Origin of the sequence: Arthrobacter sp. SDTb3-6 (assembly GCF_013376095.1) — a bacterium.
Lineage (GTDB): Bacteria > Actinomycetota > Actinomycetes > Actinomycetales > Micrococcaceae > Specibacter.
The window spans coordinates 23,368-41,056 of sequence record NZ_JAAMFN010000004.1; the positions used below are offsets into that span (position 1 = coordinate 23,368).

A 17,689-nucleotide genomic window follows, 5' to 3' on the forward strand; every position below is an offset into this window, starting at 1 on the left:
GCTCTCCCTTAAGTAGGAACTGCACAAAAGGGCAAACACTACTGTCAGTCTAGTGACGGATACAGCCGGTGCCTGTGTAGAGATCCTACAAAGTCGGCCGTGGCGAATGCCGGTTCCCCTACCGCCGGGGCGCCGCGGGCCATGGGGCGCGCTGCGGCGCCGGTGTGGCCGCCGTGCCGGATAGGATTGTTTTCATGAGCCGCACCTTTCCCACCCTGGACGACGTTGCGCTCATTTCTGCACTGACGGCCCCCCGCGGCCCGTTCCGCCGGGCCGACGTGGTGGCCGAAACCGGCTCCACCAACGTTGACCTCGCCGCCGCGGCCGTGGCAGACCCTGCCGCCTGGCCGGACCTGAGCGTCCTGGCCGCCAATTCGCAGGTGGCCGGCAAGGGCCGCCTGGACCGCACGTGGGAAGTTCCGGCCGGGGCGGCCATGATCTCCAGCGTGCTGTTCCGCCCCTCCGACGCCGCCGCGCACCCGGGCGCCCCCGCCTTCGATCCGGCCGGCCACGCCTGGCTGTCGGTGGTGGCCGGGATTGCCCTGTGCCAGGCCGTGGCCGCCGGGACGGGTGCCCGCGCCGTCCTCAAGTGGCCCAACGACGTCCTGCTCAACGGCCGCAAGCTGGCCGGCATCCTCGCCCAGCTCGTGGCGCCCGGCGCCGGCCGGGCGGGCGCCGCCGTCGTGGTGGGGGTGGGCGTGAACATCAGCCAGCAGCGGGCGGAGCTGCCGGTGGAGACGGCCACGTCGCTGGAACTGGAAACCGGGGCCGTGGTGGACCGCAACGTCCTGCTGCCCGCCTACCTCGTGCGCCTGGCCGGGCTGTACCGCGGGCTGGTGGCCGTGGGCGGCGACGTGCTGCGCCCCCTGGCCGGCGGCGAATCCATCCATGCCATGGCATCGGCCCTGATGTCGACGCTGGGCACGGACGTGCGGGCGGAGCTTCCCGGGGGACGGATGCTCTACGGCACGGCCGTGGGGATCGGCGCGGCCGGGGAATTGCAGCTGCGCGACGCCGGCGGGGTGCTGCATGCCGTCAGTGCCGGTGACGTGGTGCACCTGCGCCGCACCGGGTACGACGGCGGTGTGGGCTATGCGTAAATGGCTGGCGGACGGGGAACAGGTCCAGCTCGTGTGCCGGCCCCATTCGCGGATCCTGGTCTGGCCCATAACGGTCGGGCTGGTGCTGGTCATGGCGGCTTCCGCGGGACTGGCAAAGTTGCAGCCTGCGCAGTTTTACGCCTGGGCGCCCGATGTGCCCCAGCTTCGCCAGCCGGCCATCGTGCTGCTGCTGACGGCCGCGGTGCTGCTGCTGGTGGGCTACCCGCTGCGCCGCGTGGTCCGGTGGGCGAACACCAGCTATGTGCTGACCAGCCAGCGGGTGGTGGTGCGGCGTGGCCGGCTGCGGCGCCAGCAGGAAGACTACTACCTGGCCCGGGTGGAGAGCCTGGACATGCGCCAAAGGCTGCGCCAGCGCGTGGTCGGCGCGGGGGACCTGCAGTTCCACCTCGTGGCCGGGGGTGTGCGGACCGTGCACGACGTGCCGCACATCCAGGAATTCCGCAACCACACGCACCGGGTCTGGACACAATTGCTCCGGGCGTCCTTTCAGCAAGCTCCGGGTGCGGGGTACTACGCTGATGAAGTTGGCTCCGATGAGGACGGCATGAGAAGACACTTGACTGGGAAGGAGCTGCGCAGGCTTGGAAGAGACAATTGACCCGCCCGTGCCGCTGCTCGCGCCCGCCTCACGGAGTCAGACGAAGGCCCTTGAAACGCAGCTTTTGGGTGGCGAACGCACGCTTAAGCGGCGTGCCGTGGCCGCCGGCGCGGGCGTGTCGCTGCTGTCCGCACGCAAGATCTGGCGTGCCATGGGCTTTCCCAACCTGGGGGACGACGACGTCGCCTTCACCCAGCGCGACCAGGAAGCCCTGAACACGGTGGTCAACATGGTCCGTGAGGGCCTGCTGACCGAGGAAACCGCCATCTCGGTCACCCGTTCCATCGGGCAGATGACGGACCGCATGGCCGTGTGGCAGATCGAGGCCCTCGTGGAGGACCTGGTGGCCGAACATGGCGTCAGTGATGCCGAGGCCCGGCGTGCCGTGGTGTCCGAGCTGCCGAACCTGATCGAGCCGCTGGAGAAGCTGCTGGTGTATTCGTACCGGCGCCAGCTCAATGCCGGCATCCAGCGGCTGGCCGTCCGTGCCGCGGAAGGGCTGGCGGAAAGTGCGCTCGGCCGCGAAGGCGACGAGGACGACACCCCGCTGCCGCTGGCCCGTGCCGTGGGCTTCGCCGACCTGGTCAGCTACACCTCCCTGTCCCGGCGCATGAACGAAAAGACGCTGGCCAAGCTGGTCCAGCGCTTTGAGAACATCTGTGCGGAAATCATCAGCGTGGGCGGCGGCCGGCTGGTGAAAACCATCGGTGACGAAGTGCTGTTCAACTGCGAGACCCCCGTGGCCGGTGCCCAGATCTCGCTCGCGCTGGCCGAGGCCATGGCCGCGGACGACTTCCTGCCGGAGGCACGCGTGGCCATGGTGTGGGGGCGCGTGCTTTCCCGGCTGGGCGACATCTACGGCCCCACGGTGAACCTGGCGGCCCGGCTCACGTCACTGGCCGAGCCCGGCACCGTGCTGATCGACTCGGTCACGGCCACGGCGCTCGCCGGCGACGACCGCTTCATTCTCACCGAACTGCCCATGGAACATGTCCGCGGCTTTGGCGAGATTTCCCCGGTGCTGCTCCAGCGCGGACTGGGCCAGGGGATCGTGGTCGACTAGACCCGCCCCGGGGTTCGCTGGGGTTCGATGGTGCAGATAAGGCGGGCTGGAATCCGCCCCGCGGCGGGCTTCGGGATCGGCGGTGCAGCTTCGGTGGCCTGGACCCCCGTCAACCCGCCTCAGCTGCACCGCCGAATCCGGGCGGGGGCCCAACCCGCCTCAGCTGCACCGCCGAATCCGGGCGGGGGAACCGGCAGGCCCGGTGGCGTTTCTTCGGCAAACGCCAAGGTGGCCCGCATAGGCTGGGGTCCGGCCGGCCTTCGTGCCGGTGCGGACCATGACCCGCCGGACAACTGGGGCAAGCGCAGGCAGAAGGGCGGCAGGGATGCATGGACGTGTGATGGACCGCAGGCGGTGGGTGCGTTGGGGCGTGCTGCCCTGGCTGGCCCTGGCGGCCATCCTGGCGCTCGCCGGCTGCGAGGGCGTTGCGGACCCGGGAAATGCCGCCGCCGCGAACCCCGCCGCCACGGCGTCCAGGCCCCACAAGGTGGTGGTGGTCGGCGATTCCTTCAGCACCGGCTACGGGTCGTCGGCCGAGGACGCCTGGCCGAGCCTGATCAGCGCCGCACCCTTGGATCCGGACGACAACTTTGACGTCGTCAACGTCTCCCACAACGGCAGCGGCTACGTGACGGTCGGGGACAACAACTCAACCTTTGGCGCCCAGGTGCAGCAGGCCGTCACGGCAGACACGCAGCTGGTGGTGTTCTTCGGCTCCGAAAATGACATGGGCCATTCCAAGGCGGGCATTGCCGCGGCCGCGAGTGCCGCCTACGCCGCCGTCAAGGCCAAGTCCCCGCACGCCGTGGAACTCGTGGTGGGGCCGCCCACGTACACCAGCGCGCCGGAGGCCGCACGCCTTGACGTCAGGGATGCGCTGGAACAGGCCGCCTCGGACTCCGGTGAGTTGTTTGTGGACCCGATCCAGCAGGGCTGGTTCATCGGCAAGGTGGCCGAACTGGTGGGGCCGGACGGCGACCACCCGACGGCGGCCGGGCAGCGGTACCTCCAGGCGCAGCTGGAAAAGCTTATCAAGGAGGCAGTGGAAACGCTGCCCGCCCCTACGGTCAAGGCCAGGTAGGCCGCCGTGGGAGCGAAGGCACGGGCCCGGCCTGATACGCGCATCACCAGCCGGCAGATCACCGTCGACGGCCGGGAGCGCACGTTCTGGACGACGACGGCGGCCGGCCAGGAAACGCCGGGTGCGCCGTCGGCGGTGCTGCTGGTGCTGCACGGCTCAAGCCAGACGGGACTGCAGGTGCGGTCCTTCAGCGGCAAGAGCTTTGACACGCTCGCGGCGGGCGGCCACGTTGCCGTGGTCTACCCGGACGGGCTGAAGAAGGCGTGGAACCATGCCACCCGCGACGCCCACACGGTGGACGACGTCGCCTTCATCACCGCGCTGGCCGACCACTTCCACGCACTCTACGGGCCCGTCCCGGTGATCGCCGCCGGCTACTCCAACGGCGGGCAGATGGTGATCCGGCTGATCCATGAAATTCCGGACAGGCTCCACGGCGCCGCGATCGTCAGCGCCACCCTGCCGCGTCCCGGCGGGCTGGCCTTTGCAGACAAGGCACAGCCACTGCCAGTGCTGCTGATCCACGGCACCCGCGACCTCGTGGTGCCGTACCGCGGGGAAGGCACCCTGTGGGGCCGCTGGGCACGCAACCCCGGGCCGTCGGCGCTGGAGACGGCCGAATACTTTGCCCGCCGCAACGGCATTACGGAGGCTCCCGTGCAAACCGCCCTGCCGCACCGCCCGGAGAGCGGGCGCACCTGGGTCCGGGGCCTGGCCTTTGCACAGGCAGGGCGCGCACCCGTCACGCTCTACACCGTGGTGGGCGGCGGGCACGTGGTGCCCAACCGCCGCAAGCGCGCCATCTTCGTGCTGGGCCGCACCACCCAGGACCTGAGCGCCGTGGAGGCCGTGGCGGACTTTTTCCCCGTGCTGAGGACGCCCGACGGCGTTGCGCCCGGACCGTCCCCCGCCCCCGGCACCCCAACGGACCCCTGAGCCGCACCCGCCACTGCCCGGCAAACAATCCACCGCGATAAACCCACCGAGTGGAGCAATCCGGTAGCATGACAGTGCACCGAACCGCCGCGCCCTCCACCAACCCCGGGCCGGCACCGCCGGGAACAGGCTGCGGCACGGCGGATCCGTGCCGGGCGTGACATCCCGGGAACGCTGCACGGCAGGTCGGGGGACCGGCGGCAGCAGCCCGCCAGGCACGGCAGTCAACCATTGGTTTACCTCCGGCCGCCATCAGCCGGAACAGCAAGGGTCTCTCATGGCATTGAACAGGTTGCTCCCCACCTCAACCAATAGACGGCAGGTTTTTACGGCGTCGGCCGCCCTGGCCGTCTGCGCCGCAGTGGTTGCCGGCGCCATGGCCTACCCGGGGTTCACCACCGCCGACGTGGCCCTGAACGACGGCAGCGTGTGGGTGACCAACCATTCGGACGGGCTGGTGGGCCACCTCAACGACCAGTCCCAGGTGCTCGACGGCGGCTTCACGGCCACGGCGGCCGGCTTTGACGTGGTCCAAAACGCCGGCAACGTTTTCATGTCCGATTCCGGGGGCACCGTGCTGAATCCCGTGGACCTGCCCCTCATGGACCAGGCGGCGGAAACCCGGCTCGGTGGCGGGATGCAGGCCTCCGCGGGCACCAACACGGTGGCCCTGACCAACCCCGGGCAGGGCAAGGTGTGGGCCGTCGCCGCCCAAAACGTGCCCTCGTTCAACGCCAGGTCCACCACGCCCATCGCCACCGGCCTCACCCACCCGGTGTCCGTCACGGCGCCGGACGACACCATCTACACGGTCGACGCGAAGACCGGCGTGCTCCTCACCACCAGCCTGAACAGCGACGGCACCGTCGCCTCCCAGGACCGGACGACGGTGGCGGGCCTGGCGGGCCTGCAGGATGTCCAATTGACCCTGGCCGGCAACCAGCCGGTGGAGTTTTCGCCGTCGGCCGGGAAACTGTTCCTGCCCGGCGGCAGGCAGGCGGCCGTGGCCGATGCCGTGGGCGCCGTGGTCCAGCAGCCTTCCGCTGACGGCACCTTTGTGGCGGTTGAGACCGGCCGGGGCCTGGCCACCCAGCCGCTGGACGGCTCGGCCGCCACGGTCCTGCCCGTACCGTCCACGGGCAAGGCCATCGCCCCCGTGGTGCAGGGCAGCTGCGTCCACGCAGCATGGTCGGGGGCCAACAAGTATGTGCGGGCCTGCGGCGGGCAGGGCACCCTGGTGGACATTCCACACGCCGGCGGACAGGCACAATTCGTGTTCCGCAAGAACCGCGACGTGGTGGTCCTCAACGACGTCAACGGCGGCAACGTGTGGCTGGTCAACCAAAACATGGTGCTCGTCAACAACTGGAACGACTTGAAGGTGAACCTGCGGCAGGCCCAGGACGCGAACAGGGATTCCGCCGACCCCAACGTCGTGAACACCCTGCCGGACCGGACCAAGCCGAACCGCCCGCCCATCGCGAAGCCGGACGACTTCGACGTCCGCGCCGGCGCCACCACGCTGCTGCCGGTCCTGTACAACGACTCCGACCCCGACGGAGACGTCCTCACGGTCCAGGGGGAACCGGAGAAGACCGCGCTCGGCACCGTCCAGCCCGTCTACGGCGGCACCGGTCTGCAGGTCACGGTGCCGCCCGGCGCCACCGGCACCCAAACCTTCAACTACACCGCCGACGACGGCCGTGGCGGCACCGCGTCCGCGCCGGTCACGGTCCACGTGGTGCCGGCGTCGGCCAACAACGCCCCGGTGTCGCGGCGCGCCACGTCCATCGTGGTCTCGCAGGGCGCGTCCATCACCCAAAATGTGCTCTCGGACATGATCGACCCCGACGGTGACGAGGTTTTCCTTGTCGGCGCCAAGGCCGGGGACGCCACCGCCCAGGTGAAGACCACCCCGGACGGCCAGCTGACCTACGCCGACAACGGCCAAGGCTCCGGGGCCAGGTCGGTCACCATCACCGTGTCCGACGGCCGCGCCACCACGGAGAAGAAGATCTCCTTCAACGTCAAGCCCGCCGGTTCCGTGCCGCCGGTGGCGAATGCCGACCATGTGCACGTGGTGGCCGGGGAGTCCGTCAAGGTGGCCCCGCTCGCCAACGACCAGGACCCCGCGGGCGGGCAGCTGCGGCTGGCCAGCGTGGGCAGGGCGGCCACGGCCACCACCTCGGCCCCGGCCGACGACGGCACCTTCACCTTCAACTCCTCCACCCCGGGCGCCGTGTACCTGACGTACCAAGTGACCAACGGCCCGCAGAGCGCCACGGGCCTGATCCGGGTGGACGTGGTGTCCGCCGACGCCTCCAAGGCCCCCATTGCCGTGAAGGACACGGCGATGCTGCCGGCCGGCGGCACGGCCGTGGTGGACGTCCTGGGCAATGACACGGACCCCTCCGGCGGCGTGCTGGTGGCCCGGTCCGTTGACGCGCCGGCCACGGCCGGCGTGTCCGCTGCCGTGGTGGACCACCACCTCGTGAAGATTTCCGATGTCAACGACCCCGGCCGGCCCGTGCAGCTGCACTACACCGTGGCCAACGCCTTCGGCACGTCCACGGGCATCATTGACGTCGTCCGCATACCCTCCCCGGCAACCCTGCAGCCGCCCGTCGCCAAGCCGGACACCGCCGTCGTCCGGGCCGGGGACGTGGTGCGCATCCCCGTCCTGGCCAATGATTCCGACCCCAACGGCAACACCCTCAAGAACCCTGCCATCACCCAGGCACCCGACGCCTCCCGGGGCAGGCTGTGGGTGGACCAGGACTCCCTGCGCTTCCTGGCCGGACCCAGGCCCGGACCCGTCACGGCGGTCTACAAGGTCACCAACAGCTCCGGGCAGTCCGACTCGGCAACCGTCACCATCAACATCATTGCCCCCGACCCCGCCCACAACCTCCCGCCCGCCCCGAAGGATGTCGAGGGACGGGTCATCGCCGGAGGGCAGGAACGCATCGTGGTCCCGCTGGACGGGATCGACCCCGACGGCGACTCCGTCCAGCTCACCGGAATTGACAAGGCACCCGTGCTGGGGACCGCCGTCGCCGGCAACGGCTACATCACCTATGTGGCGGCGGGCAATTCCGCGGGCACGGACACCTTCACGTACACGGTCCGTGACCGGCTGGGCGCCTCGGCCACGGGCACCGTCCGCGTGGGCATCGCGCCCCAGGGCAGCACCAACCACCCGCCCCAGGCGCAGGACGACTACCTGACCGTCCGCCCCAACCGGCAGGTGGCCGTCAACGTAACGGCCCACGACACCGACCCCGACGGTGACCCGCTCGCGGTCGTGAAAAACGGCTTCCACGGCCCGTCCGCCATGAAGCCGCGCGTGGGGGACCAGGGCGGCGTGGTGGTGACCTCGCCCGCGGAATCCGGCATTGCCACTATGGGCTACACCGTGGCCGATCCCTCCGGTGCCACGGCCCAGGCCAACATCCGCATGACGGTCAGCCCCACCGCCCCGCTCAAGGCGCCGATCGCCCGGGACGACTTCGTTACGGCCGCCCAGGCCCTGGGCAAAAACACGGTGGACGTACCGGTGCTGCGCAACGACGAGGACCCCGACGGAGTGGCCTCGGACCTGTCCGTCGCGGTCGATCCCGCGCATGCCAAGACCGCCACAGTGACTGCCTCGGGCACGGTGCGGGTCACGCTGGCACAGGCGCCGCAAATGATCCCGTACACCGTCACCGACCCGGACAGGCTCAGCTCCACGGCCATCATCTGGGTGCCCGGGCTGGGCAGCCAGTACCCCGTGCTCGCCAAGACCACACCCATCACCGTCCAGGCCGGCCAAAGTGCCACCCTCAAGCTCAACGACTACGTCAAGGTGCGGGCGGGGCACACGCCGAGGCTGACGCAGGCGGACAGGATCACCCTGATCGGCGCCCCGTCAGCCAACGCCGCCACCGGAAACGGCGACGGCATCATCTACCGGGCCGACCAGGACTTTTACGGCCCCGGCTCCATCACCTTCGAGGTCACGGACGGCACCGGGCCGGACGATCCCGCCGGGCTGAAGTCGACCCTGACGGTCATGACCACCGTGACGCCGGCGCCGGCAAAGAACCTGCCGCCAAGGTTCAACGGCACGCAGCTGGACGTGGCACAGGACGAATCCGGCGTCCAGGACCTGGCCCGCCTGGCGAAAGACCCGGAAAACGACCCGCTGCAGTTCAAGCTGGCGGGGGCGGCGCCGCCGGGCTTCAAGGCCGCGCTTTCGGGCAGCCGGCTGACGGTGGCGGCCTCGGCGGACGCCAGGCCGGGGGTCAGCGGCAGCATCGCCGTGTCCGCCAGCGACGGCCACAACCCGCCCGTCACCGCCAACATCGTGGTGACCGCAACGTCGTCGACCCGGCCCAAGGCCGTGGCGAACGACGACGTGGTGCCCGACGCCCAGGCCGGCCGCCCGGCAACCGCCAACGTCCTGGCCAATGACGTCAACCCGTTCCCGGACACACCGCTGAAGGTCATCGGCACGCAGCTGGAAAGCGGCGGCGCCGGGATCACGGTCTCCCACACCGACTCCACCGTCACCGTCAATTCCGGCCCGGACTTCAAGGGCACCGTGGTGGTCCGCTACAGCGTCCAGGACAAGACGAAGGACGCCGCCCGGGTGGTCAACGGCCGGCTCACCGTCACCATCAAGGGCCGGCCCGACACGCCACAGGCGCCGCGCATCCTGGAAGAAAAGGACAAGGCCGTATCACTGGGCTGGCCCACGCCGGCGGACAACGGTTCACCCATCACCTCCTACACCGTGGCCTGGGCCGGCGGCAGCCAGCAGTGCGGCGCCAACACCTGCGTCATCACCGGGCTGAAAAACGCCCAAAGCTACACCTTCACCGCGTCCGCCACCAACGCCGTCGGCACCTCGGCGCCGTCGGGCCCCTCCGCCACGGCCGTGCCCGATGCCGCCCCGGACGCGCCCGGCGCGCCCATGGTGACGTTTGGGGACCAATCCGTGGCGTTGTCCTGGAACACGCCCGTCGGCGACTACTCGGCCGTCACCCACTACACCGTGGAGATCTCCCCGGCGCCGGCCGGGCAGAACCCCCAGCGGAGCGACGTGAAGGGCAACACGCTGACGTGGACGGGGCTGGCCAACGGCACCACCTACCAGTTCCGGGTCCAGGCCTGGAACAAGGCCAGGAAGCCGTCCGGCTTCAGCCCCTACTCGGCCGGCGTTGTGCCGGCCGGCAAACCCGGCAGGCCCGCGGCGCCGCAGATCAACGGTGCCACCGCCCTGGGGTCGCAGAGCCAGCTGCAGGTGGGCTGGAACCCGCCGGACAGCAACGGCGCACCGATCGCGCACTACACCCTGCGGGTGTTGCGCGGCGGCACCGTGGTCAACACCATCCAGACCGCGGAAACCATGCAGACCGTGAACGTTGATAACTCACAGACGCCCTACAGCTTCGACGTCTCCGCCACCAACAAGGCCGGCACCGGCACCCGCAGCGCCGCGTCCACCGCACAACGGGCGGTGGGCAAGCCCGCCATGATGAACGCGCCGAGGCTGACCGCCACCAACACCAGTGGTGCCGGCGGGCAGGTCCGGGTGGACTTCACGCCGCTGTCAGCCAACCAGATGAACGGGTACTCACCCGGCGAGATCAGCTACTGCGTCAACCTGGGCGGCACGGACCACTGCGGCGTGTCCTCCGGCGTGCTGCTGCCGGCGTCCAACGGCCAGTCCATCCGCGCAACGGTCTACGCCGTCGGCTCCACCGGGTCCAGCTCCACGGCCGGCGACGCGTCCGCCCCGTCCAACGCCGTCACCCCTTACGGTGTGCCGTCCCAGGTGTCGGTCAACGGCGGCACCAGCAGCCGCGGTGACACCGCGGTGCACTGGAGCTGGCAGGCGCCGGCAAGCAACGGCCGTGCCATCTCCGGCTACCAGGTCAACACCGGCAGCGGCTGGAACGGGGTGGGGATGGCCACGTCCTACAGCGAGCAGACGGGCAAGAACGGCCAAAGCCGGACCCTGTCGGTGCGGGCCTGCAACCTCGGCGGCTGCGGCGCGGCCGGCTCTGCCACCTCCACGAGCGGCCCGCCCGCACAGTGGGAGACGTCGCTGAATCCCGGCGTGGTGTCGCGCAGCTGCACCGAATCCTCGCCCACCAGCCGCGACTGGAGTGCAGACCACTACTGCCAAGGAACGGGCGGCAACTGGGCCCCTTATTGGGAGTACCCGGGACAGAACATGGTGGTCAGGTGCTACATCAACCGCGTCGACCCGTCGGGCGCCACGCCCTATTCAAACGGCAACGTGGTGCCGTACTTCCTCATTGAGCCCGGCTCCTACCAGAACGTGGGCCGCTACGTGGAGGCCTCACACACCTATCTGGGCGGACCGCCGTCCGGGATGGGGCCCTGCTGACCCGCTCCCGGGCCCTGGCCGGACCGGACTGACCCCGGCTCCGGCGCCCTGCCACATTGACGGTGCAGCTTCGGCGGCCTGGCGGGGTTGCAGCCCGCCGAAGCTGCACCGCCGAATCCCGGACCCCGGTGCCTGCCATGGGGAGAAGTGTCCATTGCACGCCGAATGGATTTATGGGCACACTAAACTGGTGAGCCGTGCATCCGGCCCCGCAGCGGCGGGTGCGGATTCGCGCGGCGGGTCTTTTTCGGCAGTATTTGCATACCCGGTCCTGGGGACCGGGCGGGGGTAAGGGTTTTCATGGCTTTGCAGCGCCTGGCGGGCAAAAGTGGCAGGAGGCAGCTCTTTTCGGCCTCTGCCGCCGTGGCGGTCTCGGCGGCAGTGGTGGCCGGTGCCATCATTTACCCGGGGTTCAACACCGCGGACGTGGACCTCAACGATGGCAGCGTCTGGGTCACCAACCGTGGCATGAACATGGTGGGCCATCTCAACGCCCAGTCCAAGGTGCTGGACGGCGGCTTCACGGCCACCACGTCCGGCTTCGATGTGCTCCAGCAGGGCGGCACGGTGTTCATGGACAACGATTCCGGCACGCTGCTGAACCAGGTGGACGTGCCCGCCATGGCGCTGGGGGACGACACCGCCCTGGCCGGCTCCAAGCACGTTTCACTTGGCACGGACCTGGCCGTCATCGCCGATCCCGCCGCCGGCAAGGTGTGGGCGCTGCCGCAGGCCGGGGTGTCCTCGTTCAATGACAAGACCAGCAAGCCCCTGGCGGCGAAGAAGACCCACGTGCAGGCCGCCGTCGGGCTTAAGGACGACGGCGGCAACAGCGACGTCTTTGTCCTCGATGCGAAGTCGGCCGTCCTGACCACCTCCCGGGTGTCGGCCGACGGCACGGTCCTGGAGTCAAGGGATGCCACGATCGACGGCCTCCCCGACTCCGGCACCCTGCAGCTGACCGTGGTGGGCAACAAGCCGGTGGTGTTTGACCCTGCCGGCGGCACGCTGTTCCTGCCGGGAAACAAAAAGGCCACGGTGCCCGGCGGCGCCGACGGCAAGGTCCAGCAGCGCAGCGCGGCCGGGAACTTCGTCGCCGTGGAGACGGGCCGCGGGCTGGCCGTCCAGCCGCTCGACGGCGGCCAGGGCACCACCGTCCCGTCCGGCGCCACGGGCCGGGCCATCGCCCCCGTGCAACAGGACGGGTGTGTGCACGCGGCGTGGAACGGCGCCAACAAATACCAGCTGTACTGCCAGGGCCAGGACCCCAAGCCCGTGTCCCTCCCCAAGGCGTCGGGGCAGTCCGACCTGGTGTTCCGGCAAAACCGGGACGTGGTGGTGCTCAACGACATGGCCGGCGGCAACGTCTGGCTCGTCAACCAAAACCTCATGCTGGTGAACAACTGGAAGGACCTCACCGCCGCCCAAAAGACCACGGACAACGCCGAGAAGGAATCCTCGGACCCGAACGTGGTGAACACACTGCCGGACCGCACCAAGCCGAACCGCCCGCCCGTGGCCATGCCGGACAGCTACGGCGTACGGGCCGGCAGCACCACGCTGCTGCCCGTGCTGTACAACGACTCCGACCCGGACGGGGACGTCCTGACGGTCCGCGACAGTGCGACGGCCACCAGCCTTGGCACGGTGCAAACGGTCTACGGCGGCACGGGGCTGCAAATGGCCACCGACGCCAACGCCGCCGGCACCGAATCGTTTGCCTACACCGCCGACGACGGCCGCGGCGGCACGGCGAAGGGCTCCGTTTCGGTCCGCGTGGTGCCGGACAGCGAAAACTCCGCGCCCGTCTCGCTGCGCGCCACCACGATGGTGGTGGCCCAGGGCCAGTCGATCACCCAGAATGTGCTGGCGGACATGATCGACCCCGACGGCGATGACATCTTCCTGGTCGGGGCCAAGCCCGGCGACGCCACCGGCCAGGTGAAGTTCACCCCCGACGGCGAGTTGAGCTACCTGGACAACGGCCAGGACACCGGCCCCAAGACCGTCACGATCAAGGTCTCCGACAACCGGGCGGTCACGGAAAAAACCATCAAGGTCAGTGTCAAGCCTGCCGGTGCCGTCCCACCGGTCGCCAATGCCGACTACCTGCGGGTGACGGCCGGCCAGAAGGGGACCGTGGCCCCCCTGAAGAACGACCAGGACCCGTCCGGCGGCGAACTGCGGCTGGCCAGTGTGGACAAGCCCGCCACGGGCACCGTCGGCCCCATCGCCGACAACGGCACGTTTACCTTTTCCTCCGACACCGTCGGCGCCGCCTACCTCACCTACCAGGTGACCAACGGCCCGCAAAGCGCCACCGGCCTGATCCGGGTGGACGTGGTGCCGTCACAGGAGGATTCGGCCCCGATCGCGGTGAAGGACACCGCCCTGCTGCCGGTGGGCGGCTCCACCCTGGTGGACGTCCTTGGCAATGACACAGACCCGGCCGGGGGAGTCCTCGTGGTCACGTCGGTGGACGCCCCGGCGGAGTCCGGCGTCAGCGCGAGCGTCCTGGACCACCACATCGTGAAGGTCAGCGACCTCAACGACCCCGGCCGGCCCGTGACCATCCATTACACCGTCGCCAACGGGCAGGGCACCTCAACCGGCGCCATCTCCGTGGTCCGCATCCCGGCGGCGTCAACCCTGCAGCCCCCCGTGGCGCACCCCGACGCCGTCAACGTCCGGGTGGGCGACGTGGTGCGCATCCCGGTGCTCGCCAACGACACCGACCCCAACGGCGACGTGCTCAAGCACCCCGTAATCACCCAGGCCCCGGACACGGCTGCCGGCCGGATCTGGGTGGACCAGGACACCCTGCGCTTCCTCGCCGGCCCGACGGCGGGCAGCGTCTCCGCCGTGTACAAGGTCACCAATGATTCCGGCCAGTCGGACTCCGCGGACGTGACCATCAACGTCATCGCCGCCGACCCCGCCCACAACCTGCCGCCCGATCCCCAGGACGTCAAGGGCCGGGTCATCGCCGGCGGGGCGGTCCGGATCCAGATCCCGCTCGACGGGACCGACCCCGACGGCGACTCCGTCCAGCTGGCCGGCATCGACACCGCGCCCTCCCTGGGCACCGCCGTTCCGGGCAACGGGTTCATCCTGTACACCGCCGCCGGCAATGCCGCCGGGACGGACACCTTCACCTACAAGGTCCGTGACCGCCTCGGTGCCCAGGCCGTGGGCACCGTGGAAGTGGGCGTGGCCAAGGCCGGCTCCACGAACCGCCCGCCGCAGGCCGAGGACGACTTCATCTCGATGCGCCCGGGCCGCCCGGTGGCCCTGGACGTGCTGCTGAACGATTCAGATCCCGACGGCGACCGGCTCGCGGTCGTCAAAAACGGCTTCAACGGGCCCAAGGACATGGCGCCGCACGTCAGCGCGCAGGGCAGGGTCATTGTCACCGCACCCGAGGCCGTGGGCACCGCCACCATGGGATACACCGTGACCGATCCCGCCGGGGCCACGGACCGGGCCAACATCCGCATGGACGTCACCGCCAACGCCCCGCTGCGCGCCCCGATAGCCCGGGACGACACCGTCACCACCCAGGAGGCGCTGGGCCGCAACACGGTCAACGTGCCCGTGCTGAAAAATGACGAAGACCCGGACGGCGTCGCCGATGCCCTGAAGGTCTCGCTGGCCCGGCCCACCGACACCGCTTCGGTCAACGCCGGGGGCAGCATCCAGGTCCGCCTCACGCAGGCCCCGCAGATGGTGCCGTACACCGTGACGGACCGGGACAGGCTCAGTTCCACGGCCATCATCTGGGTGCCGGGCCTGGGGCAGCAGTACCCGGTGCTGGCCAAGTCGGACGTCATCCAGGTCCAGGCCGGCAAGACGGCCACCCTGAACATCTTGGAATACGTCAAGGTGCGCGAGGGCCACACGCCGCGCATCACGCAGGCGGACAAGGTCAAGCTGGTGGGTGCGGCCGGGACGGACGTGCTGGACAAGGACGGCAGCGCCATCATCTACCGGGCCAACCCGGACTTTTACGGGCCCGGCTCCATCACCTTTGAAGTCACCGACGGCACCGGCCCGGACGACCCCTCCGGCCTGAAGTCCACGCTCACGGTCATGACGGACGTGCTGCCGGCACCGGCCAGGAACCTCGCACCAAAGCTCTCCGGCACGGCACTGGACGTGGCCCAACTTGATGCCACCGAAACCAACCTGGCCCTGCTGGCCAGCGACCCGGAAAAGGACCCGCTGAAGTTCAGCCTGTCCGGCGATGTGCCGGGCGGCCTCAAGGCAAAGCTCGACGGAACCACACTGTCCATCTCGGCGGGGAAGGGCGCACCGCTGGGCTCCGTGCAAACGGTGGGCATAGAGGTCTCCGACGGGCACAACCCGGCCGTGAAGGCCGCAGTCACTGTGACCGTGACGTCGTCGAACAAGCCCAAGGCGGTGGCCAACGCCGATTCCGTGCCGGACGCCCATGCCGGGCGCCTGGAAAGCGTGCCGGTACTGGCCAATGACGTCAACCCCTTCCCGGACACGCCGCTGAAGATTGTGGATGCGCGGCTGCTGACCGGGCCGGCGGACACCGCCGTGGCCGTGTCCGGGGACAAGGTCAACGTCACCGCCCCCGCGAGCTTTACCGGCAACGTGGCAGTCAGCTACACCGTCCAGGACAAGACTGGAGACCATGCGCGCTGGGTGGAAGGCCGCCTCACGCTCAACGTCAAGGGCAAGCCCGGCACCCCGGCGGCCCCGCGGATCGTGGAGGTCAAGAGCAGGGCGGTCATGCTCAAATGGGCCACGCCCGTGGACAACGGCTCACCCATCACCGGCTATACGGTGCTGCGCAGCGACGGTGCCAGGCAGGCATGCGCCACCAACACCTGCCTCATCACCGGCCTGGGGAACAACACGCCATACACGTTCACCGTCAGCGCCACGAATGCGGTGGGGGAGTCCAAATACTCGCCCGCTTCGGCCAAGGCCGTGCCGGACCAGCAGCCGGACGCCCCGGCAGCGCCGAAGATCGTCCGCGGGGACACCACGCTGGACGTCAGCTGGAACACCCCCGTGGGCGAATATTCGCCGGTGAAGACGTTCAACGTCCAGATCTCACCGACCCCGGCCGGGCAGAACCTGCAAAAAACGGGGGTCAAGGGCAACAAACTCACGTGGACCGGCCTGAGCAACGGGGTGGCCTACACCTTCCGCGTGCAGGCCGTGAACAGTGCGCCCAAACCCTCCAACTGGAGCCCGTACACCGCCACCCCGGTCAAGCCTGCCGGCAAGCCGTTCACCCCCGCCGCCCCCACCACCACGCTGGTGGACACGGTGGGCACCCAAAACCAGGTCCGCGTGGACTGGCGGCAGCCGAACCTGAACGGGGGCATGCTGAAGGACTACACCCTGACCACCTACCTCAAAGGCGCCGCCCAGGGATCGCTCACGACCACTTCGCCCACGGCCACGGTCCACCTGCCCAACGGCACCGGGAACTACACCTTCCGCGTGGTGGCCACCACCGAGGTGGCGGCATCCAACCCCAGTGCAGCGTCGGCGCCCCGGCGGTCGGTCAGCAGGCCGGGCCAGGTCCAGAACGTGAAGATCGCCGCTGCCAACACCGGTGGCGCGGGCGGGCGCATCACCGTCAACTTCTCCCGCCTCAGCGGCACCGCCACCGGCGGTTCCTCCGCCGGGGAGCTGACGTACCATGCCAAGGTCACCTCCACCGGCGCCGACTACGTGGTCAACCCGGGCAGCCAGGTGCCCGCCCCCAACGGCGCATCCACCAGGGTCACCGTGTACGCGAAGTCGTCGGCATTTGCCACGGCCGGCAACGCCTCCGCACCGTCCAATGCCGTCACCCCCTACGGCACACCCGGCACGCCCGGACTGAGCCCGAAGAGCAGCTCCAAGGGCGACCAGTCCGCGTACTACAGCTGGACCGCACCGTCCGGCGCCGTTGACTCCACGGGTGTCCGGATCAAGGAAGGCAACAATGCCTGGAGCGGCTGGAAGACTGCGTCGTCAGGCAGCGGCTCCGTGGGCACCGGAGGATACTCCCGGGGCGTGGTCATCCAGGCCCAGTCCCGGAACTCCGCCGGCACGCTCGGGCCGATCAGGAAAGTGACGGCCTACAGCGGCGTCAAGCCCGATCCGCCTCAACCGAAGAACACCGTGCGCGTCTTGAAGTCCACCAACAACTCCTGCACCGAGGGCACCGGCCAGGGTGACATTTTCAGCTATGGCCCGCCCAAGACCTGCGGCGGCGTGCCCGGAGGATCAACCAATCCGGGCTACCCCTGGCTGTCCTATTCCAACGGCTCCGTCGCCATCGACAAATGCGGCAGCCCGTGGGGCACCACCGGCTGGTACCACATGACCAGCGGGCCGACGTCGAACCGGTGGGTGCGGGCGGACACGGTGTTCTTCACCTCCGAGAGCAAGCCGTGCTGACGGCGGCGCCGCCGGGCGCAAATGGCGTGTTACACCAATGGCTGGATAAACTAACGCAGGT

The 17,689-nt window shown here is 69.6% G+C and carries 7 protein-coding genes; all 7 read left to right on the plus strand.

Annotation, left to right across the window (positions count from 1 at the left end; translation table 11 throughout):
• Positions 1-194: 194 nt before the first annotated feature.
• The 7 genes from G6035_RS02800 (at position 195) to G6035_RS02830 (ending at position 17,628) form a co-directional block, all read left to right on the plus strand.
• Positions 195-1,100, plus strand: a complete 906-nt coding sequence (locus G6035_RS02800) for a biotin--[acetyl-CoA-carboxylase] ligase (RefSeq protein ID WP_176615558.1) — start codon at positions 195-197, stop codon at positions 1,098-1,100.
• Entirely contained in the window at positions 1,093-1,719 is a 627-nt protein-coding gene (locus G6035_RS02805) for a PH domain-containing protein (RefSeq protein WP_176615559.1), read from the plus strand. The genes G6035_RS02800 and G6035_RS02805 overlap by 8 nt, the downstream gene beginning before the upstream one ends.
• Complete coding sequence (locus G6035_RS02810; protein ID WP_256127694.1) at positions 1,703-2,782, plus strand: adenylate/guanylate cyclase domain-containing protein; 1,080 nt, start codon at positions 1,703-1,705, stop codon at positions 2,780-2,782. The genes G6035_RS02805 and G6035_RS02810 overlap by 17 nt, the downstream gene beginning before the upstream one ends.
• A 340-nt stretch (positions 2,783-3,122) precedes the next feature.
• The gene (locus G6035_RS02815) at positions 3,123-3,863 is read left to right on the plus strand and encodes an SGNH/GDSL hydrolase family protein (RefSeq protein ID WP_176615560.1); all 741 of its coding nucleotides are present in this window, start codon (positions 3,123-3,125) and stop codon (positions 3,861-3,863) included.
• 6 nt (positions 3,864-3,869) lie between these two features.
• Positions 3,870-4,799 carry a hypothetical protein gene (locus G6035_RS02820; protein ID WP_176615561.1) on the plus strand — a complete coding sequence of 310 codons (930 nt, stop codon included), beginning with the start codon at positions 3,870-3,872 and terminating at the stop codon, positions 4,797-4,799.
• Positions 4,800-5,076: 277 nt separating this feature from the next.
• Positions 5,077-11,199, plus strand: a complete 6,123-nt coding sequence (locus G6035_RS02825; protein WP_176615562.1) for an Ig-like domain-containing protein — start codon at positions 5,077-5,079, stop codon at positions 11,197-11,199.
• Between the two features lie 300 nt (positions 11,200-11,499).
• Positions 11,500-17,628 (plus strand): Ig-like domain-containing protein, encoded by a 6,129-nt coding sequence (locus G6035_RS02830; RefSeq protein WP_176615563.1) that lies wholly within the window; start codon positions 11,500-11,502, stop codon positions 17,626-17,628.
• Positions 17,629-17,689: the final 61 nt, after the last annotated feature.

What these genes read in the sequence shown, in the direction of transcription:
- G6035_RS02800 (WP_176615558.1), top strand. Translation starts at nt 195, where the DNA reads ATGAGCCGCACCTTTCCCACCCTGGACGACGTTGCGCTCATTTCTGCA.
- G6035_RS02805 (WP_176615559.1), top strand. Translation starts at nt 1,093, where the DNA reads ATGCGTAAATGGCTGGCGGACGGGGAACAGGTCCAGCTCGTGTGCCGG.
- G6035_RS02815 (WP_176615560.1), top strand. Translation starts at nt 3,123, where the DNA reads ATGGACCGCAGGCGGTGGGTGCGTTGGGGCGTGCTGCCCTGGCTGGCC.
- G6035_RS02825 (WP_176615562.1), top strand. Translation starts at nt 5,077, where the DNA reads ATGGCATTGAACAGGTTGCTCCCCACCTCAACCAATAGACGGCAGGTT.
- G6035_RS02830 (WP_176615563.1), top strand. Translation starts at nt 11,500, where the DNA reads ATGGCTTTGCAGCGCCTGGCGGGCAAAAGTGGCAGGAGGCAGCTCTTT.